Source organism: bacterium (assembly GCA_037128595.1).
In the GTDB taxonomy this organism is placed as follows: domain Bacteria; phylum Verrucomicrobiota; class Kiritimatiellia; order CAIKKV01; family CAITUY01; genus JAABPW01.
The window spans coordinates 69,169-91,460 of sequence record JBAXWB010000016.1 but is presented as its reverse complement, the minus strand read 5'-3'; the positions used below and the strand labels follow the sequence as shown (position 1 = coordinate 91,460).

Annotated in this window: 17 protein-coding genes; 10 read left to right on the top strand and 7 right to left on the bottom strand. The window is 60.5% G+C overall.

What is annotated here, in order from left to right; all coding sequences use genetic code 11:
- Positions 1-8: 8 nt before the first annotated feature.
- From hydE to hydG, 4 genes are read right to left on the bottom strand one after another with little or no spacing between them, the layout of a single operon-like run.
- Positions 9-1,151 carry a [FeFe] hydrogenase H-cluster radical SAM maturase HydE gene (hydE, locus tag WCS52_11335; GenBank protein MEI6167778.1) on the bottom strand — a complete coding sequence of 381 codons (1,143 nt, stop codon included), beginning with the start codon at positions 1,149-1,151 and terminating at the stop codon, positions 9-11.
- Complete coding sequence (hydF, locus tag WCS52_11330; GenBank protein MEI6167777.1) at positions 1,148-2,383, bottom strand: [FeFe] hydrogenase H-cluster maturation GTPase HydF; 1,236 nt, start codon at positions 2,381-2,383, stop codon at positions 1,148-1,150. Before hydF ends, hydE begins: the two co-directional genes overlap by 4 nt.
- The gene (locus WCS52_11325; protein ID MEI6167776.1) at positions 2,380-3,777 is read right to left on the bottom strand and encodes an aspartate ammonia-lyase; all 1,398 of its coding nucleotides are present in this window, start codon (positions 3,775-3,777) and stop codon (positions 2,380-2,382) included. Before WCS52_11325 ends, hydF begins: the two co-directional genes overlap by 4 nt.
- A complete protein-coding gene (gene hydG / locus WCS52_11320) occupies positions 3,777-5,180 on the bottom strand; it encodes a [FeFe] hydrogenase H-cluster radical SAM maturase HydG (protein ID MEI6167775.1) in 1,404 nt (467 codons plus the stop codon). The genes WCS52_11325 and hydG overlap by 1 nt, the downstream gene beginning before the upstream one ends.
- A gap of 291 nt (positions 5,181-5,471) precedes the next feature.
- Between hydG and WCS52_11315 the strand changes: the two genes are divergently transcribed.
- The 10 genes from WCS52_11315 (at position 5,472) to WCS52_11270 (ending at position 17,993) form a co-directional block, all read left to right on the top strand.
- Positions 5,472-6,140, top strand: a complete 669-nt coding sequence (locus WCS52_11315) for a redox-sensing transcriptional repressor Rex (protein ID MEI6167774.1) — start codon at positions 5,472-5,474, stop codon at positions 6,138-6,140.
- The gene (nuoE, locus tag WCS52_11310) at positions 6,137-6,625 is read left to right on the top strand and encodes an NADH-quinone oxidoreductase subunit NuoE (protein ID MEI6167773.1); all 489 of its coding nucleotides are present in this window, start codon (positions 6,137-6,139) and stop codon (positions 6,623-6,625) included. Before WCS52_11315 ends, nuoE begins: the two co-directional genes overlap by 4 nt.
- Positions 6,625-8,520: an NADH-ubiquinone oxidoreductase-F iron-sulfur binding region domain-containing protein gene (locus tag WCS52_11305; GenBank protein MEI6167772.1), complete on the top strand. Its 1,896-nt coding sequence runs from the start codon at positions 6,625-6,627 to the stop codon at positions 8,518-8,520. Before nuoE ends, WCS52_11305 begins: the two co-directional genes overlap by 1 nt.
- Positions 8,450-10,543, top strand: coding sequence for a [FeFe] hydrogenase, group A (locus WCS52_11300; GenBank protein ID MEI6167771.1), 2,094 nt, complete (start codon positions 8,450-8,452; stop codon positions 10,541-10,543). Before WCS52_11305 ends, WCS52_11300 begins: the two co-directional genes overlap by 71 nt.
- A gap of 23 nt (positions 10,544-10,566) precedes the next feature.
- On the top strand, positions 10,567-12,309 hold the full coding sequence (locus WCS52_11295) for a [Fe-Fe] hydrogenase large subunit C-terminal domain-containing protein (protein ID MEI6167770.1): 1,743 nt from the start codon (positions 10,567-10,569) through the stop codon (positions 12,307-12,309).
- A 12-nt stretch (positions 12,310-12,321) separates the two neighbouring features.
- On the top strand, positions 12,322-13,476 hold the full coding sequence (locus tag WCS52_11290) for a PP2C family protein-serine/threonine phosphatase (protein ID MEI6167769.1): 1,155 nt from the start codon (positions 12,322-12,324) through the stop codon (positions 13,474-13,476).
- Between the two features lie 103 nt (positions 13,477-13,579).
- On the top strand, positions 13,580-14,083 hold the full coding sequence (locus tag WCS52_11285) for a ferritin-like domain-containing protein (protein MEI6167768.1): 504 nt from the start codon (positions 13,580-13,582) through the stop codon (positions 14,081-14,083).
- 6 nt (positions 14,084-14,089) lie between these two features.
- Positions 14,090-15,667, top strand: a complete 1,578-nt coding sequence (locus WCS52_11280; protein MEI6167767.1) for a glycosyltransferase family 39 protein — start codon at positions 14,090-14,092, stop codon at positions 15,665-15,667.
- Positions 15,668-15,739: 72 nt separating this feature from the next.
- Positions 15,740-16,852, top strand: a complete 1,113-nt coding sequence (locus WCS52_11275) for an LptF/LptG family permease (GenBank protein ID MEI6167766.1) — start codon at positions 15,740-15,742, stop codon at positions 16,850-16,852.
- Complete coding sequence (locus WCS52_11270) at positions 16,845-17,993, top strand: phosphatase PAP2 family protein (protein MEI6167765.1); 1,149 nt, start codon at positions 16,845-16,847, stop codon at positions 17,991-17,993. The genes WCS52_11275 and WCS52_11270 overlap by 8 nt, the downstream gene beginning before the upstream one ends.
- Here WCS52_11270 and bioD read toward each other — a convergent pair.
- From bioD to WCS52_11255, 3 genes are all read right to left on the bottom strand, one after another.
- A complete protein-coding gene (bioD, locus tag WCS52_11265) occupies positions 17,990-18,637 on the bottom strand; it encodes a dethiobiotin synthase (protein ID MEI6167764.1) in 648 nt (215 codons plus the stop codon). The two genes, WCS52_11270 and bioD, sit on opposite strands and share 4 nt — an antisense overlap.
- A gap of 53 nt (positions 18,638-18,690) precedes the next feature.
- Complete coding sequence (locus WCS52_11260) at positions 18,691-19,473, bottom strand: MBL fold metallo-hydrolase (GenBank protein ID MEI6167763.1); 783 nt, start codon at positions 19,471-19,473, stop codon at positions 18,691-18,693.
- A gap of 91 nt (positions 19,474-19,564) precedes the next feature.
- Positions 19,565-22,123, bottom strand: a complete 2,559-nt coding sequence (locus WCS52_11255; GenBank protein MEI6167762.1) for a sodium-translocating pyrophosphatase — start codon at positions 22,121-22,123, stop codon at positions 19,565-19,567.
- Positions 22,124-22,292 lie beyond the last annotated feature (169 nt).

The window sequence follows — 22,292 nt, the reverse complement described above, 5'->3', positions numbered from 1 at the left end:
ACCATCCGCTACGGCTTCGATGGCGAGCCCCCCTCGCCTGAGGGAGCCGTATTTTCAGTTCGGTCGCGGGCATGCCGTGAATCGCCCCATTCGTGAAACCCGATCACCCGACCGGCCCCCGTGATCCGTCTCTGCAGGCACATCTTGCATTGATCGCGATTTTCGTCAAGACACGGCTTGCCTTCGTAGAGCTGGTAATCCTTACGGAACTCGGTGGGGGTCAGCTGGGGCATGATGACATTGGCGCCATAGGTCAGGCCTTCCTCACGGCCGGTGGCTTTCATCGCCTGCAGCGCGGTCGTAGCGGCGATATTCACGTTCTTCAGCACCAGGCGCGTGACGGCAATCATATTGAGCGCCAGCTGATAAACCTCCCCGTGCCGCGCGGCCATCTCCTTTTCCTGCGCCGCCATGGGCGTCTGCTTGTGGACCAGGTAGGGCCCCATGCCGATCATGTCCACATCCAGTGAGCGGAAAAACAGCACGTCATCCGCCAGATTTTCCAGCGTTTGGCCCGGGAACCCGATCATCACGCCCGTACCCACCTGGAACCCCGTTTCGCGCAGCCATTGCAGGCATTGCACGCGCTGCTCAAAACTCTGGCCGGCGGGATGGAGTTGACGAAACAGATGCGGCGACGTGGACTCGATTCGCAACAGGTAGCGATGCGCCCCCGCCGCCTTGAAACGCGCATACGTCTCCCGCGTCTGCTCCCCCACACAAAGCGTAATTCCCAGGCCGTCGGGCTGCTGCGCCGTCCGCGTCTCCGCGCGGATCCGCCGGACCGCGGTTTCCACAAAGTCGATGAACGCCTCGTCACGCCGCTCTCCTGACTGCAGCACCAGCGACCCGTAGCCCTGCTCCGCACACCAGTGTGCGGCCTGCATCACCTCATCAAGGGTCAGGAAGAAGCGCGTAATCGCCGGGTTGCTCTTGCGGATCCCGCAGTAGTGGCAGTCGCAGACACAGATGTTCGAGAACTCCACCAGCCCGCGGAAGTGAACCGTGTTGCCCACCCAGGCGAAGCACAGCGCTTCCGCCGCCTGGCGCAGGAGTTCAACCTCGTTCGTCTCCCTGCGGCCGAGCAGGAAGGCGATCTCCTCGCGAGTGAATTCCGTCTGTCTGACCAGATCCGCCAGCGACTTCATCATCGCCCTCCCTGACTCTGCCGGAAAATGGCATGGGCCCCGGGAAAGGGGCGCAGGGCGCGCTCAAAAATCCCGAGTGAAAAGGCAATCGCCAGCCCGTAGTTGGTCATGGGAACCCCCGCCTCCTGCGCCACCAGCAGCCGGGAGAGCATCTCGCGCCGGTTCCACATGCAGGCGCCGCAATGAATGATCAGCTTGTACCGGCCCAGGTCGGCAGGAAAGTCGTGACCGCGGGTGTACTCGAACTCCAGCTTGCCGCCCACGTACTGCGTCAGCCAGCGCGGGATCTTGACGGTGCCGATATCCTCGCCGATCGGATGGTGCGAACAGGCCTCGGCGATGAGCACCGGGTCGCCGCTCTTGAGGGTGGCAATCGCCAGTGCCCCCCGCACCATCTCCTCCAGGTCCGCATGGAAGCGCGCAAACAGAATCGAAAAGGAGGTCAGCGGCACCGTCTCAGGCGTATCCGCCGCCACCTTGAGGAAGGCCTGAGAATCCGTCACCACCAGCGCCGGGGGCCGGTTCAACCGGCCCAGCGCCTCACGCAGTTCACGTTCCTTGACCACCATACAGTAGGAATCGTTATCGAGCAGATCCCGGATCGTCTGCACCTGAGGCAGAATCAGCCGCCCCTTGGGGGCCTCCTTGTCCACGGGCACCACCAGCACCGCACACTCCCCGGGGGGCACCAGGTCGCCCGCGATCTTCGGGTTGGAAATAAACGAGTCGGGCGCCGATTCCACCAGAAGCCGCCGCAACGGCGGGATCCCCTCGCCGGTGAGGGCTGAAACGGCCAGACTGCGAATGCCCTCGCCCTGCAACCGGGTCATGAGCTCCGCCGACGCCGGAGTGACATCCGCCTTGTTGAAGATGGCCAGCACCACCACGTGGTTCCGTTTGAGTTCCGCGGCCAGCGTCTGCTCATAGGACCCCCATTGAGCGCCACTGGTGATAATCAGACCCAGATCAGTGCGGGCGAGCACCTGCTTCGTCCGCTGCACCCGCAGCTCGCCCAGCAGGCCTTCATCATCCACCCCCGCAGTATCAATAAAGAGCACCGGCCCCAGGGGCAACAGCTCCATGGGCTTCTCCACCGGGTCGGTGGTGGTGCCGGCCACCGCGGACACGATGGACACCTGCTGACTCGTCAGCGCATTCAGCACACTCGATTTCCCCACATTGCGCCGACCGAAGAGGCCGATGTGCAGGCGATATCCTTTGGGAGTATTATTCATTTTGGTTTTGGATGCCCCAAACGGCAGACGGCCTCGGCTGAGATCAGTTCGGCAAAGGCCTCCGCGGTCAAAAGACCTTTTTCAACCACAAGGTCCTGCAACGACCGCTTGCTTCGGGCGGCTTCGGCAGCCAGGGCCGCCGCCCGCTCATAGCCCAACACCGGGACCAGCGCGGTCGCGGCGGCCACTGTGCCGGCCACATTCGCCCGGCATTTCTCCACACAGGCCTCCATCCCGCGAACGCAGCGCTCTTCGAATAAGGCACAGGCCCGGGTCAGCAGATCCAGGCTCTCAAGCAGGCTATCCGCCATGAGCGGCATCATCGCATTCAACTCGAGACTGCCCAGGGCCGAGGCCATGGCGATCGTGCTGTCATGGCCCAGCACCCGCAACGCGGCCTGCACCACCGCCTCAGGGATCACCGGATTCACCTTGCCTGGCATCATCGAGGACCCCGCCTGCAAGGCGGGCAGACGCACCTCACCCAGCCCGGCATCGGGTCCGCTGGAGAGCAACCTGAGATCATTGGCAATTTTGATGAGCGAGGTCGCACAGGCCTTGAGCATGCCCGAGACCTCCACCAGGACATCTGTATTCTGCGTGGCCTCCACCAGGTTTTCCGCCCGCGCGAAGCCGATCCCCGTCAACTCCCGCAGTTCATCGACCACGCGGAAGATATACTCGCGCGGTGCCCCCAGACCCGTCCCCACCGCCGTGCCGCCCAGATTGACCACGCGCAACCGTTCCTCACATTTATAGAGGCGCCAGCGATCGCGGTTGAACGCCTCGGCGTAGGCCCCCATCTCGCGACCCAACGTGATCAGCACCCCGTCCTGAAACTCTGTGCGCCCCACCTTGACCACCGCCGCAAACGCTTGCTCCTTGGCCTGGAACGCCTCCTGCAGCGACGTCACCCGGACCTCCAGCTCGCGCAGCCGCCAGATCGCGGCCAACCGCAGCGCGGTGGGAAACGTGTCGTTCGTCGACTGATGCAGGTTGAGATCATTCAGCGGTGAAATCACCTCATAGGCGCCCCGTGGGTGACCAAGCAGGTCCAGTGCCCGGTTCGCCAACACCTCATTGACGTTCATGTTGGTGGACGTCCCCGCGCCCCCCTGAAGCGCATCCACACAGATCGACTCCACCAGCCGGCCCTCCATGAGGTCACGGCAGGCGGTCTCCATGGCATCCACGCGGGCCGCATCCGGCCACATCCCCAGGCGGCGGTTGGTGCGCAGGCAGGCGAGCTTCACGGCCCCATAGGCTGCCGCCAGTGCCGGATGCACCGGCCGCCCGCTCAGGGGAAAGTTTTCCAGCGCGCGCAGGGTATGAATTCCATGCAACGCGCCGGCCGGCACCTGCCGCTCACCCAACGAATCGTGTTCGGTTCTCATCAGCAATAGACGTCCCTCTGCCCGGCCTTGACCTGCGTCAGCAGGCCTTCGGCCCGCTCTTTCGCCACCCCGGTCATGCCGCCAATGACTTGATCAATCTGCCGGAATCCCACCTCACGGGTATGCGGCGACGCGTAGTCCAGCAGATATTCCGCAAAGGTGGAAACCGCGTTGGGCCCGCAATGATCCTTGATATCACCGGGCTTGGCCATGTCCATGAAATCCGCCCCCGTTCGCCCGAGCCGGTAACAGCCGGTGCAGAAAGAGGGAATGTAGCCGAGCGACGCCACATCCGTGATCACCTCATCCAGGGAGCGGTGGTCACCTAGCGAGAACTGGCCGTTCACCTCGCCCGAGCTGTCCGTCGAATAGCCGCCCGGATCCGTCCGGCTGCCGGCGGAGATCTGCGAGATGCCCAGGGCAAACCCCTCACGCCGCATCTGCGCGTTTTCGCGGGTGGACATGATGATGCCCGTGTAAGGGACAGCCAGGCGCAGAATGGCCACGATTTTGCGGAAATCGTCATCGGATACCGCGCACGGCGGCTCGATCGACACATCCGATCCGGTGGCCGGCTCCAGTCGCGGGACACTGACCGTGTGCGGACCGACCCCGAATTCCTTTTCAAGATGGCGGATGTGCTGCAGCATGGCCAGCAGTTCGAACTTCCAGTCACACAACCCCAGCAACACCCCGATCCCCACATCATTAATGCCTGCCGTCATCGCCCGGTCAATCCCCGTCACCCGCCAGTCGAAATCCTTTTTGCGGCCCGCGACATGCATCTGACTGTAGGTCGCCCGGTGATACGTCTCCTGGAAAAGCTGATAGGTCCCGATCCGCGCGGCCTTGAGTTGCTTGAACTCGTCGACGGACAGCGGAGCCACGTTCGCATTCACCCGCCGGATCTCGCCCCGGCCGGACTTGACGCTGTAGACGGTTTCAATCGCCTTGAGCACATAGTCAAACCCCTCCTGCGGATAGGATTCGCCCGCCACCACCAGCACGCGCTTGTGGCCCTGCTCCACCAGGGCTTTGACCTCGTGCGCAATCTCCTCCTGGGTCAACGCCCGGCGTTTGATCGCCGTATTTCGGGCACGGAAGGCACAATAGAGACACTCGTTGGCGCATAAGTTCGAGATATACAGCGGAGCAAAAAGAACCAGCCGCTTCCCGTAGATGGTATCCTTGACCTGACTGGCCGTCTGAAACAGTTCATGGGCCAACTCCGGGCTCTGAATGGTCATCAGCACCGCCACGTCTGTATCGGTCAATCCCTGCGCCAGGGCGGCCTTGGCCAATACCTCGCGAACCCTTACCGCATCCTCATGCGGCATCCCCAACAACTGCCGCTCAATGGTGGCTTCGCAAATCAGTCCCTTTACCTTCTGGTTATCGTTCATAGTTCCTCATTTTTTTCGCCGCGTTCAGTACGGAACGCAATGGCGACTATATTAGTATTATTTACCCCTTATGCTCAATCTCAATCGCCCTACCCTACCTGAAATTTATAAAATGCGGCCTCCCACAAACTTGTTCGTGATTTATTTCACGATTAGATGTTGACATATCTCATAAATATGGGATATTTGCAACATAAACAACGAAATGACTTGAGTCGTTCGTGAAATTTATACTGTGAAAGTTATAACGTTAAATAAGTAACGGCTTGTAAAGAAGCAGGAGTGTCGCCAATGAAAAATCAACTATTACGAGGGGTGCCCCAGCCCACCTTACGACGGTTGGCACAGTACCATCACCGGCTGAAACAGATGGAGGCGATGGGCCGCGACACGGTCTCCTGCACGACCCTTGCGGCAGATCTGAAACTGGCGCCGACCCAGATCCGTAAGGATCTGGAATTCACCACGCTCACCGGGCAGGCGGGCGTCGGCTTTGGCCTGGGCGACCTGATTCACTCGATTGAAACGGTGCTGGGCTGGGACAACACGACGGATGCGGTACTGGCCGGGGCGGGTTCGCTGGGAACGGCCCTGCTCGGCTATGAACGCTTCACCCAGATCGGCCTGAATATCATTGCCGGTTTCGAAATTGACAGCAGCAAGGTGGGCCTCAAGATCCATGGTAAAACGATCCTGCCTCTGGACAAGTTGACCAACCTGGTCCAACGGATGAAAATCAAAATCGGCATTCTGACGGTTCCGGCGGAAGTGGCCCAGACCGTCACCAATCTCATGCTCGCGGGCGGAATCCGGGCCATCTGGAATTTCGCGCCGGTGATCCTGGAGGCCCCGGCCGACGTCGTTGTGGAAAATGTATCCCTCGCCTCCAGCTACGCGGTCCTCTCCAACCGCCTGCTGGAAGCCGCAAAAACTCAAACCAATAAGGAAAATAACCTATGACAACCCCGCATAAGAAGTTCGACAAGGTCTGTGGCATCCTGGACCGCTACGAGCGAAAGCCCGCGCAGCTGATCCCGATTCTCCAGGCCGTTCAGGAGGAGTACCGTTACCTGACCGAGGAGATGATGACCTACGTGGCCACGTCACTCGGTCTACCGCCGGCCCGCGTATACGGCGTCGCCACCTTCTACGCGCACTTCGCGCTGGAGCCCAAGGGCAAGCACGTCATCCGGTTGTGCGACGGCACCGCCTGCCATGTGAAAGGCTCCAACCCCATCCTGGAAGCCCTGTGGAAAAAATTAAACCTCTCGGAGCAGAAGAAGACCACCCCGGACATGCTGTTCACGGTGGAAACCGTTTCGTGCCTCGGCGCCTGCGGGCTGGCCCCCGTCATGGTGATCAACGAGGAAGTCTTTGGCCAGGTCACTCCGGAGAAGGCCTGCCAGCTGGTGGACGACATCCGGGCAAAGGAGAAGAAAGTTTAATGAGCACCCTCAATCTTGAACAAACCCGCGAAACCTACGAAACCGCAGCCCGCACGGTCAGCCGCCGCATCATTATCTGCGCCGGTACCGGTTGCATGGCCAATGGAGCCATGAAGGTCTACCACCGTTTTGTTGAGGCCATTGCCAAAGCCGGCATTCCGGTAACCACCGAACTCAAAGCCGAGGACCCCACTCCGGGCAAAACCCTCGTCTCGAGCAGCGGCTGCCAGGGCTTCTGCCAGATGGGCCCGCTGGTCACACTGATCCCCGATAACATCCTCTACACGCGGGTCACCCCCGCGGACGTGGATGAAATCGTCACCAGCACCCTGCTCAACAACCAGCCGGTGGAACGCCTGCTCTTCAAGGATCCGACCTCCGGCCAATTCTGCCGCGGCATGGAATCCATCCCCTTCTATACCCGCCAGAGCCGGTCGACCCTCAAGGCCTGCGGCGCACTGGATCCGGAAGATCTGCGCGAATATATCGCCCAGGGCGGCTACCTGATGGCCCAGAAGGCTTATGCTGAATTTTCAGCAAAATCACTCTGTGATGAAATCCTGCTCTCCGGCCTGCGCGGGCGGGGCGGCGGCGGCTTCCCCACCGGCCGGAAATGGGAGCTGACCCGGATCCAGCCCGGTCCGAAAAAATACGTCATCTGCAACGGGGACGAGGGTGACCCGGGCGCCTTCATGGATCGCAGCGTCATGGAGGGCAACCCCCATAGCGTCATCGAGGGCATGATGATCACCGCCCGGGCCATTGGCGCGGATGAGGGGTACGTCTATGTCCGTGCAGAATACCCGCTGGCCGTCAAGCGCATGCGCAAAGCCATTGCGGCGGCCACCCAGGCGGAACTGCTGGGCGACAATCTCTTCGGGACCGGACAGGCCTTCCGCCTGCATGTCATGGAAGGGGCCGGCGCCTTTGTCTGCGGTGAGGAAACCGCGTTGATTGCCTCCATCGAAGGCAAGCGGGGCATGCCCTCGCCCAAGCCGCCCTTCCCGGCTCAAAGCGGGTTATGGGGTAAACCGACCGTCATCAACAACGTGGAGACCCTGGCCACGGTACCGCTCGTGCTCGCCGCGGGAGCCGCGGAGTACCGGAAGCTCGGTACCGCCGGTTCACCGGGGACCAAGACCTTTGCCCTCACCGGGCATGTCGCCAACACGGGACTGATTGAGGTGCCGTTCGGCAGCACGCTACGCGAGATCATCTTCAACATCGGCGGCGGCGTCACCCACCTGGATGGCACCCCGGATCCGCAGGGGTTCAAGGCCGTGCAGATCGGGGGCCCCTCGGGCGGCTGCCTCACCCGTGACCATCTGGACCTGCCCATGGATTTCGACTCACTCAAGAGCGTGGGCGCCATGATCGGTTCCGGCGGGCTGGTGGTAATGAACCAGAAGACCTGCATGGTCCGTATCGCGCGGTTCTTCATGCAGTTCACCCAGAACGAGTCCTGCGGCAAATGTGTGCTGTGCCGTGAAGGGACGCGCCAGATGCTCGGGATGCTGGACGATATTACCGAGGGCCGGGCCGATGCCGGCACGCTCGAGTTGCTGGAGAAGCTGGCCAATGCCGTTCAGAAAGGGTCGCTCTGCGGACTGGGCAAGACCGCCCCGAGTCCCGTGCTCTCGACCCTGCGCCACTTCCGCGCCGAGTACGAAGCCCATGTGCATGGCAAAAGCTGTCCGGCCGGCGAATGCAAGGCACTCGCCCGCCCGGAGATCATTGCCGCGCTCTGCAAGGGGTGCACCGCCTGCGTCAAGAAATGCCCGGTGAACGCCATCACCGGCGAACGCAAGCAACCGCATACGATTAATGCCGAACTCTGCATCAAGTGCGGAGTCTGTGCGCAAACCTGTAAATTCAACGCCATCACGGGAGTCTGAAATCATGAATGATGCCAATACACTGACCATTGACGGACGGAAAGTCCGGATTGAAAATGAACGCAACCTGCTGGAACTGGTGCGCAAGGCCGACATCGACCTGCCCACCTTCTGTTACCACTCGGACCTGAGCGTCTACGGCGCCTGCCGTCTCTGCCTGGTGCAGGTCGAAGGCCGCGGGATCCAGCCGGCCTGTTCCACTCCGCCCGAGCCGGGCATGAAGGTGAAGACCACCACCGAGGAGATCCGCGAGATCCGCAAGATCTCCGTGGAGCTCCTGCTGGCCAACCACAACAACAGCTGTCCCACCTGTGCCAAAAGCGCGTCCTGCCAGCTCCAGAGCCTGGCCCGCCGCCTCGGTATCGAGAAGGTGCGCTTTAAACCCACCGCCCGGCTGGAACCCATCGACTGCAGTTCCCCCTCGCTGGTTCGCGAACCCTCCAAGTGCATCCTCTGCGGAGACTGCGTGCGGGTCTGTTCCGAAATCCAAGGGATCGGCGCCATCGACTTCGTGCATCGCGGCAGCAAGGCCGCCGTGGTCCCGGCCTTCGGCAAAAACCTGGAAGAGGTCGAATGCGTCAATTGCGGCCAGTGCGCCGCCATCTGCCCGACCGGTGCCTTGCGGCCCAAATCCGAGGTTGATGACGTCTGGAAGGAACTGGACAACCCGAAGAAAAAGGTGGTCGCCCAGATCGCCCCGGCCGTACGCGTGGCCATTGGCGAACTCTTCGGCAAGGAGCCCGGCATGCTGAGCACCGGCCAGATGGTGGCGGCGCTGCGCGCCATGGGCTTTGCGAAAGTGTACGACACCTCGTTCAGCGCGGATCTGACCATCGTGGAGGAGACCGAGGAGTTCCTGCGCCGCACCACCGGTGCGGCCCCCCTGCCCCTCTTCACATCCTGCTGCCCGAGCTGGGTCAAGTTTGCGGAACAATACTACCCGGACCTGCTGCCCAACCTCTCCAGCTGCCGCTCGCCCCAGCAGATGCTGGGTTCAATGGCCAAGAACAACCTGCCCGCACAGCTCGGTGTGGATCGCAAGGACCTGATTATGGTCTCGATCATGCCCTGCACGGCCAAAAAGTTCGAAGCCCGTCGCCCCGAATTCGCGGTCGACAAGGTCCCGGATGTGGATTACGTGATCACCACCCAGGAACTGGCCCACATGATCGAACAGTCGGGTATCCAGTTCGACAAGCTCGAACCGGCGTCCATGGACATGCCCATGGGCTTCAAGACCGGGGCCGGCGTGATCTTCGGCAACGCGGGCGGCGTCAGTGAAGCCGTCCTGCGGTATGCCGCGGAAAAGGTCAGTGGCGTCAAGCTGGACAATCCTGACTTCATCGAAGCACGCGGCGACGAAAGCCGTCGCGAGGTGACCGTGACCCTGGGCGGAAAGCCGCTCAAGCTCATCATCGTCAACGGACTCAAGGCCGCCCGCGCCGTGGCCGAGGAGGTCCGTGCCGGCACCAGCGATGCCAGCTTCATCGAAGTCATGGCCTGCCCCGGCGGTTGCGTGGGCGGGGCCGGACAGCCGGTCTCGCGTGACCCGCTCCACCGCCGCAAGCGGACCCGCGGTCTCTATGATGCGGACAAGATGCTGGAGTTGCACAAGTCCCAGGACAACCACCTGGTGACCCAGGCCTACGCTGACACCCTCGGCGAACCGGGCAGCCACAAGGCGCACGAATTGCTGCACACGCATTACCACAGCCGGCGGCGCATGGACACCGAAGGGGTGACGCTCAACGAGGCGGGCGATACTCCCAAGGTCAGCGTCCAGATCTGCGTGGGCACCAGTTGCTACCTGCGCGGCTCCCAGCAGTTGTTGCAGGCAGTGCTCAAACACATCGAGGATAACCAATTGAAGAGCGACGTGAACGTGGAAGCCACGTTCTGTTTCGAACACTGTGACCGCGGGCCGACGGTCAGTGTGAACGACAAGGTACTCCATAAATGCACGCTGAAAAAAGCCTGTGAGGCGATTGAAAAGGCGATGGCCGGAGCCGCGCAACCGGCCTGACCGCGTCAGACAGAAAGGATCCCATGGTCAGCACAGACAAACCCGGACAGGTCGTCTTCACCAACAAGGCACGATGTCGCGACTGCTACCGCTGTGTCCGCGTCTGTCCGGTGAAGGCCATCCGGATGAAGGAGGGACAGGCCTTTGTGGTCGACGACCTCTGCATCAATTGCGGCACCTGTATCCGCGAATGCCCGCAGGGGGCCAAGACCTTCCGCCAGGATCTGGCGCGGGCCCGCCAGCTGATGGCGGAGAAGACCGGGCACATCGCCGCGAGTGTGGCGCCGGCCTTTGCCGCCGTCTTCTCGGAATGGGAACGGCTCCGCCTGCCCTCGGCCCTGCGGAAACTGGGTTTCACGTTTGTGTCAGAAACGGCCGTAGGGGCCTTTGAGGTAGCCCGCCGCACCGCCGAACTCGCCACCCGGCATCAGGACGAGTCGCGCATCATGACGGCCTGCCCGGCCGTGGTCCGGTATGTGGAGATGTACCGCCCGCACCTGGTGGACCGGCTGCTTCCGGTGGTCTCCCCCATGATCGCCCATGCCCGCCATCTCAAAACCCGGCTGGGTGCCGCCGCGCAAGTCATTTTTATCGGGCCCTGCGTGGCCAAGAAGTTCGAGGCATCACGCCCGGAACTGGCCGGCGCGGTCGACTGCGTCCTCACCTTCCCGGAACTGCGCGATTGGCTGGCGGCGGCCGGCATTGAACTGTCACGCTGCGAGGAGAGCAATTTCGATGAACAGCCTGCGGGCGGAGCCCGGCTCTTTCCCCTGGCCGGGGGCGCCGCTCACACCGGCGGCCTTGAGACCGATGTCCTGAGCCCGCGCGTCATCACCGTCACCGGCGCCGGGGAACTCGGCGATGTCCTGGATACGATCCATGACCCCACCGCCGGCCCCTTCCTGCTGGAGCCACTCTTCTGCCATCAGGGCTGTATCAACGGGCCGGCCCTGGTGGGCGAAGCCGCGCCCGTCTTCACCCGCCGCCAGCAGCTGAGCGCCTATGCCGGCAGCCATCCGGCCAACGGCCCGCGCCCCAACCTGCCGGACGCCCAGCTGGCCACCCTCTTCACGGAAAGCCCGCGCTGGGCCCAGGAGGTACCGGAATCAGAGATCCGCCGGGTCCTCGGCCTCACCGGCAAGACCAGCCCGGAAGAGGAGCTCAATTGCGGGGCCTGCGGCTATGGGTCCTGTCGCGACAAGGCCATTGCAGTGGTCCGCGGCATGGCCGAGGTGGAAATGTGCATCCCCTATATGCGGCGCCTGGCCGAACAACGGCGCGACCGCATCATTGAGACCAGCCCCAACGGCATCATTATCGTGGATGAGCATCTGACGATTCTCAACATGAACCCGGCCTTCCGGAAATTCTTCATGTGCTCCGATGCGGTCTGCGGCAAACCGGTCTCCTATCTCATGGATCCCGAGCCGTTCGAACAGGTGTCCGCCGGCCGCGCCAGCAAACTGGAGACGGTGGTGGAACACAGCAAATACGGGCTGACCTGCCACCAGATCATCTATAGCCTGCCGGAGGACCGGCAGGTCGTGGGGATTTTCGTCAATATCACCAACAGCCGGGACAGCCAGCAGAAACTGGATGCCATGCGCGCCCAGACCGTGCGGCAGGCACAGGACCTTCTGAATCACCAGATCACCATGGCCCAGACGATGGCCAAGTTTCTCGGCGAAAGCACGGCCCATGGCGAGAAACTTGTGGAGAACCTGCGCCGGATCGCCAAGGATGCCCCGGGACCAAAGACTAAATAGGCTGAAGCCCACATGGCCAAAAGCGATATCCATATTGAAACCCAGATTGCACAGACGGCCAAGCATGCCGGGGATGTCTGCGGGGATGTGGTGTTATGTGACCGTGACGAGCATGCCACGCTGCTGCTGCTCTGTGATGGCATCGGCTCAGGCATCCGCGCCAACATTGCCGCCACCCTGTGTGCCGCCCGTCTACGCACGCTGATCCAGAACGGCTTTTCCCTGCGCCACGCCGTCTCCGAGGTGGCCACGACCATGGAGCAGGCCAAACCGGAAGCCACGACCTATTGCGCCTTTACCGCCGCCCGGATCCTGAACGACGGTAATATGACCGCCCTCTCCTACGAAATCCCCCCCCCTCTGCTGTACTCCCGACGGACGACCTCGCCCCTGCCCACCCGTTCCCTTACGGTGGGAAAGGCCCTGTTGCTGGAAACCCATTGCGTCCTGCAACCCGATGAGGCCATTATCCTGGTCAGCGACGGCATTACCCAGGCGGGGATAGGCACCCGCTTCCATCAGGCCTGGGGCGTGGAGGGCGTGGCCCGATTCCTGACCCAGCGTCAACCTGACCACGACACGCTGGAGCAACTCCCCCCCCTCATCATGCAGGAGGCGGTCCGGCTGGGGGATGGCGGCACCACGGATGACCAGACCGTTCTGCTGGCCTCGTGCCGCCCCAGCAAGACCCTCACTATTTTTACCGGCCCGCCCAGTGTGCCACACCAGGATGCCAAAGTCGTTCAACGGTTCCTTGATACGACGGGCTGGAAGGCCATCTGCGGCGGCACCACCGCACGGATCGTCTCGGATTTCACCGGCAAACCCCTGATCCTTGACCAGACGGACGAGAGTCTCATTGCCCCGCCCAGTTCCCGGCTGGAGGGCATTGACCTGCTGACCGAGGGGGCCATGACGCTCAATCAGGTCTACAACATCCTTGATGCCGATCCGGAGACATTTGATGAGGAGAGCGGCGTCACCCAGCTCTTCCACTTTATGAGGGCCGCAGACCGGATCCACTTCATCATGGGCGGCAGCCTCAACCCCGCCTTCAACCACATCAGCTTCAAACAACGCGGCGTATTACCGCGCGCCACCATCGTCCCCCTCCTCGCCGACAAGCTCCGCGCCCAAGGCAAACGCGTGGTCATCGAGCCGGTCTGAATTCGGTGCGACTGCACCATTGACGATCTTCCAAAACCGCATTACTGTTTGAGGTGTCTGGAAAAGAACAGACCACTCAAGCCATCTAAAACAGGAGAACACCATGGGTACCGCAGGAAGACAGATTGTGGGCAAGGATGTGGACAAGATCATCGCCATGCTGAACAAGCTCTATTGTGACGAGTGGCTGGCCTATTACCAGTACTGGCTCGGGGCCAAGGTCGTCAAAGGCCCCATGAAAGATGCCGTGATGGCAGAACTGATCCAGCATGCCGCGGATGAACTCCGCCACGCCGGCCTGGACGCCGACCGGATCATCCAGCTCGGGGGGACCCCCGCCCTCAGCCCGGAAGTCTGGTTGAAACTGACCCATTGCGGTTACGCCGCCCCCAAGGATCCCTACGTCAAGGTGGTCCTCGACCAGAACATCAGCGGCGAACAATGCGCCATCAAGCACTACAATGAACTGCTCAAGTTCAGCCGGGACCGCGATCCCGTGACCTACAACATGGTCCTGCAGATTCTTCAGGACGAGGTGACGCATGAGGAAGACCTGCAGAATCTCATGGAGGACATGGTGATGATGGTCAAGCGTGGTTTGAAATAGGTCCTGATGTCGATTTCAAATCACCCTTTGACACGCTGGGCTCATGGATGGGCGGGTATTCTGCTCGCCGCCATGGCCCTTTTGTTTCTTCGCACGGCTTACCTGATCTGGGTCTGTCCTTACGACCTGGTCCCCGATGAGGCACAATACTGGGATTGGTCCCGGCGCCTCGATTGGTCCTACTACAGCAAGGGCCCGGCCGTCGCCTGGCTGATTGCCGCCAGCGTCCATCTCTTCGGTATCACCGAGTGGGCGGTGCGGCTTCCAGCCGCGCTGGCCTCCTTTGCCGCCAGTCTGTTATTGGCGCGCTTCGCCTGGTCCGCCTCAGGCGGCAACCTCCGGGCCGGCTGGTTTGCCTTCCTCCTGTTCAACCTGATCCCGGTCTTCCAGGGGACCGCCCAATTCATGACCACGGACGGGCTCTACTACGTCTGCTGGATCACGGCCGCCTTCGCAGGTTGGCAGATCTCGAAAAAGCCAACAGCCTCCGCCGCCGGGTTCTTCCTGCTCGGTGCGCTGATTGGACTGGGGATGCTGTGCAAATATACCATGCTGCTGGCATTGCCCGGCATCCTGATCTACCTGTTCCGCCATGGTGTGTACTCACGGACACAGCGGGGGGCCGCCCTGCTGGCCGTCCTCGCGGGAGTGGTCCTGTTCTCCCTTCCCATCACGATCTGGAACGCCCAACGGGACTGGCCCACCCTCGCCCATCTGATCGGCGCCACCCGCCTCCCGGGCGGCGATGCCCCGGCCCACACGGGGTGGCCCTACAATCCCCTCTGGACGCTCTCCTATTTGATCTATCCGTTCGCCATTCTGGCACCCCCGGCGTCCTTCCTGCTGTTCCAGGCCCTGCGCGAAGCTTTCAAACCGCAGCACCGGCAGACGGAATTCAGAAACATCAGCTCCTATTCCCTACACACGGCCATCCCTGTTCTGGTTTTCTACCTGCTGATTTCCTCACGCACCGATGTCAAACTCAACTGGCCGGCGGCCGGATTCACTATTTTCCTGGTTCCCCTGGCCTGTTTTCTGGCCACTCAGCCTAGGCCTGATGCCCTGACCCGCAAGCTCTGGCACTGGACCGCCGGAATCGGGCTCGTAAGTCTTTTCTTTATCGCACTAGGGAAATATCCCATCGCGGCCGTCAATGGGCTCCAGCTCCCCGGCTACACCATTGACACTCGACCGATACTGAAACGCATCACCGGCTTCAAGGAGATTGCCGCCAGTGTGGAACGCGCGGCCGGCGAACTGGCCCGGGACACCGGGAAGGAACCCTTCTATATTGCCTCAACCTATGGCCAGGCGGCCCTGCTGGCCTTTTATGGCAAGGGTCATCCCCGTGTGTGCAGTGCCGACAGCTATATGGGCGGGCGGGAATCCTCTTACGACTACTTCCCTGACACGGATCTCGGGAATCCGCAGCTGCTCGGCAGGCCGGCGATCCTGCTGGGGAATGAGCGCTGGGTATGGGAGAAGGCGCTTTATTTTCAACTCATTGAACGTTCCCGTTTTTACGGCCGGGTCTTTTTTGCCTACGAGTATCGCGGGCCCTGGCGCGAACCCCATACCAAATAGCCTCCCTTCCGCGTTGACTTGAGCCCCTGTCCACCAGTATAAGAACGGAACCGTTTGAGGAGATTGCCCGACTTGCGCATTGTTTCACGATACGTTCGGAATAGTTACCTGGTCACGTTTGTGATGACCCTGCTCGTGCTGACGTTTGTCATGTGCGTCATGGTCCTTTTCCGCATTGCCGATGCCATCGCCATGGGAGGCTCTCTTTATCTGATCGGCAAGATTTTCCTGGCCGGGCTGCCATCCGCTGTCGGCTTCTCCATCCCCTTCAGTGTCATTACCGCCGCGCTTCTGACGTTCGGCAAACTCTCCGCCAACGGCGAAATCACGGCCATGAAAAGCAGTGGCATCCGGATGCTCCAAATCATGCGGCAACCTATCCTCTTTGCCCTCCTGATGTCCGCTGTCTGCCTTTACCTCAATGCCTCCCTGATCCCCGAGAGCACCCATACGCGCCGGGATACCTTGCGCCAGTTAGGCCTGGAATCCCCCCTGCAACTGATTGAAGAAGGACGGCCCATCCGCGATTTTCCAGGGATGACCTTCTACATCGGCAGCAAGCGTGATAATAAGATCGAGGACATCATCATCTATCAGGCCAAACAGAAAACCTCGCCTGCCCGCGAGATCCGGGCACGATCCGGTACCGTTTCTTCCGCCGACGACAAGAAGAGCATCCTGATTGACCTGTATGATGTGCGGATCGATCCCTTTTACGAGGACAAGCCGGGAGCGGGTACCGCCAGCCACTTCCCCTATTCGATTGATCTGTCACGGATGACAGGACAGGATACTTCCAGAAAAATAAAGCGGAAAAGCGACATGACCCTGGACGAAATCATCGAGACCCGCGGCAGTCTCATGCAGTCCTATCCAGAAATGGATGACGCCGGCCTTATCAAGCAGGACATGGCGCTCAAGGTGGAATTCAACAAACGGCTGGTCATGGCCATCTCCTGTTTTGTCTTTGTCCTTTTGGGCGCCCCGCTCGCTACCAAAACCCATCGCCAGGAAACCACCATCGGCATCGGCATCAGCCTGGGCCTGATCTTCACCTTCTATCTCTTCGTGATTGTGGCCGAAACCCTGACCAAATACCCCTGGACCCAGCCCCACTTCATATTGTGGATACCGGTCGTCCTCGCGACCAGCCTGGGCATGTACCTCATCAAGCGCTGTGATTGAGTCTTCCCCATCTCACTACCGCCGACTCTGGCTCCCCGATCTGGCGTGGATCCTCCTGTTAGCCGTTGCCGCGACCGTTCCTTTTCTCACGCCTGCACTGGATCTCAGGATCACCTCCTGGTTTTATAACCCCGCGTTCACCCACCCCTGGCCGTTTGAGTTTAACGGATTCATCAAATTCCTTTACACCTTTGGCACTTGGCCTGGCCTGGTCACCGCGCTGATAGGACTGGGGATTCTCGTCATAGCCCGGTATCGCCCCTCCCTGATGAAATGGCGCCGCCAGGCGGCATTCCTTTTTCTCACGCTGGTCATCGGCCCCGGTTTTCTGGTCAACACGGTTTTTAAAGATCATTGGGGGCGGCCCCGGCCGAAAATGATCAGCGAGTTCGGGGGGCGGATGGACTACCAGTGCTTTCATGAGAAGGGCGTGGGGGGACGCGGTAAATCGTTCCCATGTGGGCACAGCTCCATGGGGTATTACTTTGTGGTGGTTTATTTCCTGGCACGGCGCCGTAAAAAAATCATTCGATTATCGCTTCTGGCCGGCGCCATGGTCTATGGGACGCTGATTGGAATCGCCCGCATGGCGGCAGGTGCCCACTTCGCATCCGATGTCGTCTGGTCCGCCCTCTTCCCCTGTCTGGCCGCCTGGATCCTCTACTATTTTGTCCTGAAAATCCCTTTCCATGAAGACCATCCGGACACCCTGCCCTTGACCTCACGGTGGCGAACCAAATGGCTGCTCTGGTTGGCGCCGCCCCTGGCAGGGGGTGCCATTGCCGCCGTTCTTCTCGGCACTCCCGCTTTTTTGGAAATTGCCTATAATGAACCGATTCCCCCGGGAAACCTGCCGATGATTGAACTGGTGGTCGCCACTCCGGGACAGCCCTTTCCGGATTATTGCCTGGTTGAACAAAAGCCCGCCATGGCCCATCCAGACCGCATCATCATCACAGGTGAGGTACAGGGCTTTGGCTGGCCTTGGAGCCGGATCCGGCATAGTGCCAGTTGGAGCCAAACGAATGGAACACCGGTGTTACGGTTCAGCTGCATTCCCAAAGGCGGGTTCTCGGAACTGGCCGGCCACCTCACCCTCGAGATCCCCCCCGGCACAAAAGTGGTTCGCATCCAGCCTTAACGTTCATACCGGACACAGGCCAACACCTTGACCTGACCCAGCCGCTCAATCGTACGCCGGTTATCGTCCTCGATCTGGCCCCAGCGCCCCGGGCTGACCTGATTCAACACCACGCCCAACACCGAGAGTCTGGCTTCATTCAGAATCCGCAGTGAGAGCAAGGTCTGATTGATCGTGCCCAGTCCGGCCCGGGCCACCAAGAGCACCGGAAGCTGCAGGTGCCGCATCAGGTCGAGCATGGATTCCTTCGCATTCAACGGCACGAGCACGCCGCCCGCCCCCTCCACAATCACCCCGTCATAGATGCGGCTGAGCCGGAGATAGGCGCGTTCAATGTGATTCAGGGAGATCCGCTGACCGGCCAGGCGGGCGGCCAGATGAGGAGAACACGCCGGCTGGAAACAATACGGGGCCATATCGACTTTTTCAGCCGCAGACACACGCATCCCACCGGCTTTGAGAGAGGCCATTAAATCCGGAGCCATCAGCTTCCCCTTGCGCAGGCGACATCCGGTTTGTACGGGCTTCATGGGGGCCACATTCCGGCCTGCCGCCCGGAAGGCCGCCAGCAGTCCGGCCGCCACAAAGGTCTTTCCCACCCCGGTATCCGTCCCGGTTACAAATACACCATGTTGCAGATTCATGGGATGAGTATAGGAGGGAGAAAGAGGTTTTGACAGAGCAAAACCCTTGTGATTTACCAGGCCAGCGTCATGCCGTCACAGGCCAGGAAGATGCCCGGCGGTAGCGTTTCCTGCGTTTCTTCATGATCCAGGTCATGGCAAATGTGAGTGAGATAGGAGCGTTTCGCGCCGATCTTGCCCAACAAACTGAGCGCCGACGCCACGGTCAGATGGGTCGGATGGTCGACATGCCGCAACCCGTCCAGAATCATGACATCGATGCCTTTGAACGCCGCCACCGTCTCGGCGGGCATTTCCTTGCAGTCAGGGACATATCCGACTGTCCGCCCCTCCCACTCCAGTCGATAGCCATAGGTCTCGGTCCGGCCATGGAGCACGGGCAAGGCATCCACCGTCACGGGCCCCACTTGAAACCGTCCCTTTTTCTCCTGAAACACAATCTGCGGCCGGTACACACCGGGCTCGGGAACGGCCTGATCGACATAGGAGAAAATCCGCTTGAGATCGGCAATCGTCCTGGTTGACGCATACACGGGAATGCTGCTCCCCTGAAGCGTGTTAAACCTGCGGATATCATCCAACCCGAAAATATGATCGGCATGGGAATGGGTAATCAACACGGCATCGATCCGTGGCACGCGATACTCGAGCACCTGCTCCCGAAAATCCAGGGAGGTATCAATGACAACATGAAAGCCCGCCGCCTCGATGTACACACTCGAGCGCCGGCGCCGGTTGCGCAAGTCAGGCGAACGGCATACCGCGCAGTCACACCCGATCACGGGGATCCCCACCGACGTTCCTGTTCCTAAAAAGGTCACCTTCATAATGCTCATGGAACCATACCCCTGCCGTCCTTGTCAAAAAAAACAAAAACCCCCGCTACCGTCGCCGGCGCGGGGGTGAGACGTTCATCTGAACTTCAGATTATTTGTCTTCGGGGATGCGCATGCAGTAGAACGACCGGTACACGAAGACCAGCGCCACCGTGAAGATCACGGCGCCGATGGCATACTTCATGGTCGAGTTCGTCATGGCCACGGCAATTTCCGTCGCCAGCAGACCGAACAGGGTCGTGAACTTGATGATCGGGTTCATCGCCACCGACGAGGTGTCTTTGAAGGGGTCACCGACCGTATCGCCTACCACGGTGGCCGCGTGCAGATCCGTGCCCTTGGCCCGCAGATCGACTTCCACGATCTTCTTGGCGTTATCCCAGGCGCCACCGGCGTTCGCCATGAAAATGGCCTGGTACAGACCAAAGAAGGCGATGGAGATCAGGTAGCCAATGAAGAAGAACGGATTGAAGAAGGCCAGCGACAAGGCGAAACAGAAGATGGCGACGAAGATGTTGAACATCCCCTTCTGCGCGTAAATCGTGCAGATCTTCACCACTTCTTTGCTGTCCTTGATCGAAGCCGTCTCGGCGTTCAGGTTCATGTTCTCCTTGATGTACACCACTGCGCGATAGGACCCTGTCACCACCGCCTGCGTGGCCGCACCGGTAAACCAGTAGATCACCGCACCACCCATGAGGAGGCCGAGGACGATCTCGGGCTGCACCAGACTCAGGCTGGTGATCACCGAATTGACCCCGTCCGTGGTCTGGGCGGCCGTCAGCGCGAGGGTATGGTCAAAGGCCACGCCGGCCTTGTCCGCTGCCGCCTTCGCCAACTCATACGCCTTGGTCTTGCCGAGCATCAGGATGATGCCGAAGATCATGGTCGTGGCCCCGACAACGGCGGTACCGATCAACACCGGCTTGGCAGTCGCCTTGAAGGTATTGCCCGCGCCATCGTTCCGCTCCAGGTTGAGCTTGGCGTTTTCAAAGTCAGGCTTGAACCCGAACTCCTTCTCGATTTCCTTCTCAATGCCGGGGATGGACTCAATGCGGCTCAGTTCGTACACCGACTGGGCATTGTCCGACACCGGACCGAAGCTGTCGACCGCGATGGTGACCGGGCCCATGCCCAGGAACCCGAAGGCGACCAGACCGAACGCGAAGATGGGGGCCGCAAATTCCAGACCGGCCGGCATCAAGCTGGCCACTGCCGGGTGACCCGCCAACAAGGCCGCACCCAACATCAGCACCAGCATGGTCAGACCTTCCCAGAACGCCGAGAAGTTACCCGCCACAAACCCTGACAGGATGTTCAGGGAGGCGCCCCCCTGCTTGGAGGCGGTGACCACTTCCTTCACATGGATCGCGTTCGTGCTGGTGAACACCTTGGTGAACTCGGGGATCAGGGCTCCGGCAATCGTGCCGCAGGAAATGATCGTGGAAAGCACCCACCAGAGGTTCGGCTGGGCGACCTGGGTGACCACACCCGCGATCGTCTTGGGCACCGTGATGTCGCCCAACAGGAAATAGCTGGCGATGTAGGTGACGATGATACAGACAATGGAGGTCAACCACACCAACACCGTCAGGGGATGCTCCGGGTCAAATTCCTTGGCATTCTTCAACTTCGAGGTGAAGTGCATGTCGTTGGCGGTATAAGCGGCCAGGGCGGAAATGATCATCAGAATACGCATCACGAAGATCCAGACGATCATCTGGGCACAGAGCGTACCGGCCCCGAGCACCAAGGCCAGGAACGTGATCAGCGCAACCCCGGTCACCCCGTAGGTTTCAAACCCGTCAGCCGTCGGGCCAACGCTGTCGCCGGCATTGTCACCGGTACAGTCGGCAATCACACCGGGATTCTTGGGATCGTCTTCAGGAAGCTTGAACACGATCTTCATCAGGTCGGAACCGATATCCGCAATCTTGGTGAAAATACCACCGCAGATACGGAGGGCCGATGCCCCCAGGGATTCCCCGATGGCGAACCCGATAAAGCAGGGACCGCGCAACTCGGAGGGAAGGAACACCAGGATGCAGATCATGAAGAACAGTTCCACGGTGATCAACAGCATTCCCACGCTCATACCCGAGCGCATCGGAATGGCCAGAGCGTCCCAGGGGGTGCCCCGCAACGCGGCAAAGGCCGACCGGCTGTTGGCAAACGTATTGATGCGCATGCCGAACCAGGCCACCCCGTAGGAACCGAGAATACCCAGTACCGAGGCCGCCAGAATCAACATCACACTTCCCCACTGCATCTTCTGCAGAACCAGGAAATAGTAAATCATACAGACGCCAATCAGCGCCCAGAGGATCGCCAGGAATTTTCCCTGCTGGGCCAGATAGCTCTTGCAGGTTTCCCAGATGATCGCCGACACGTCGCTCATCGACTTGTGTACCGGCAGTTTCTCTGTTTTGACGTATTGGATCAACCCGAAGCCCAAGCCGAGAAAACAGACGCCGATCCCGATCAACATCAGGCTCGTTCCGGAAATGCCGCCCAATGCGGAAAAGTGAACTGCTCCCAGATCAGGAAGATTCAGGTCAGCTTCGCTGGCCATTGCCGCGCCTGCCCCGAATCCAAAGACCGCCAACGCCACACACAAACGTACCCACCACTGTGAACGCAACCTATTCATGAACTTACTGAACCTTTCTAGTATGTTACCTCTACCGGACCCTTGACACCTGTTCCACGGCATAGTCCACCCTATAAAGGGAGTATGGAATACACCTTGAAGAACGAAATTAAAAAACGTCTGAATATTTACGCCTGAACGGCATAATACGCAAGAAGATATTGTTATT

Excerpts from the sequence above, each read along its gene's own strand:
- hydE (MEI6167778.1), bottom strand. The coding sequence starts at position 1,151 with ATGATGAAGTCGCTGGCGGATCTGGTCAGACAGACGGAATTCACTCGC.
- hydF (MEI6167777.1), bottom strand. The coding sequence starts at position 2,383 with ATGAATAATACTCCCAAAGGATATCGCCTGCACATCGGCCTCTTCGGT.
- WCS52_11325 (MEI6167776.1), bottom strand. The coding sequence starts at position 3,777 with ATGAGAACCGAACACGATTCGTTGGGTGAGCGGCAGGTGCCGGCCGGC.
- hydG (MEI6167775.1), bottom strand. The coding sequence starts at position 5,180 with ATGAACGATAACCAGAAGGTAAAGGGACTGATTTGCGAAGCCACCATT.
- WCS52_11315 (MEI6167774.1), top strand. The coding sequence starts at position 5,472 with ATGAAAAATCAACTATTACGAGGGGTGCCCCAGCCCACCTTACGACGG.
- nuoE (MEI6167773.1), top strand. The coding sequence starts at position 6,137 with ATGACAACCCCGCATAAGAAGTTCGACAAGGTCTGTGGCATCCTGGAC.
- WCS52_11305 (MEI6167772.1), top strand. The coding sequence starts at position 6,625 with ATGAGCACCCTCAATCTTGAACAAACCCGCGAAACCTACGAAACCGCA.
- WCS52_11300 (MEI6167771.1), top strand. The coding sequence starts at position 8,450 with ATGCCGAACTCTGCATCAAGTGCGGAGTCTGTGCGCAAACCTGTAAAT.
- WCS52_11295 (MEI6167770.1), top strand. The coding sequence starts at position 10,567 with ATGGTCAGCACAGACAAACCCGGACAGGTCGTCTTCACCAACAAGGCA.
- WCS52_11290 (MEI6167769.1), top strand. The coding sequence starts at position 12,322 with ATGGCCAAAAGCGATATCCATATTGAAACCCAGATTGCACAGACGGCC.
- WCS52_11285 (MEI6167768.1), top strand. The coding sequence starts at position 13,580 with ATGGGTACCGCAGGAAGACAGATTGTGGGCAAGGATGTGGACAAGATC.
- WCS52_11280 (MEI6167767.1), top strand. The coding sequence starts at position 14,090 with ATGTCGATTTCAAATCACCCTTTGACACGCTGGGCTCATGGATGGGCG.
- bioD (MEI6167764.1), bottom strand. The coding sequence starts at position 18,637 with ATGAATCTGCAACATGGTGTATTTGTAACCGGGACGGATACCGGGGTG.
- WCS52_11260 (MEI6167763.1), bottom strand. The coding sequence starts at position 19,473 with ATGAGCATTATGAAGGTGACCTTTTTAGGAACAGGAACGTCGGTGGGG.
- WCS52_11255 (MEI6167762.1), bottom strand. The coding sequence starts at position 22,123 with ATGAATAGGTTGCGTTCACAGTGGTGGGTACGTTTGTGTGTGGCGTTG.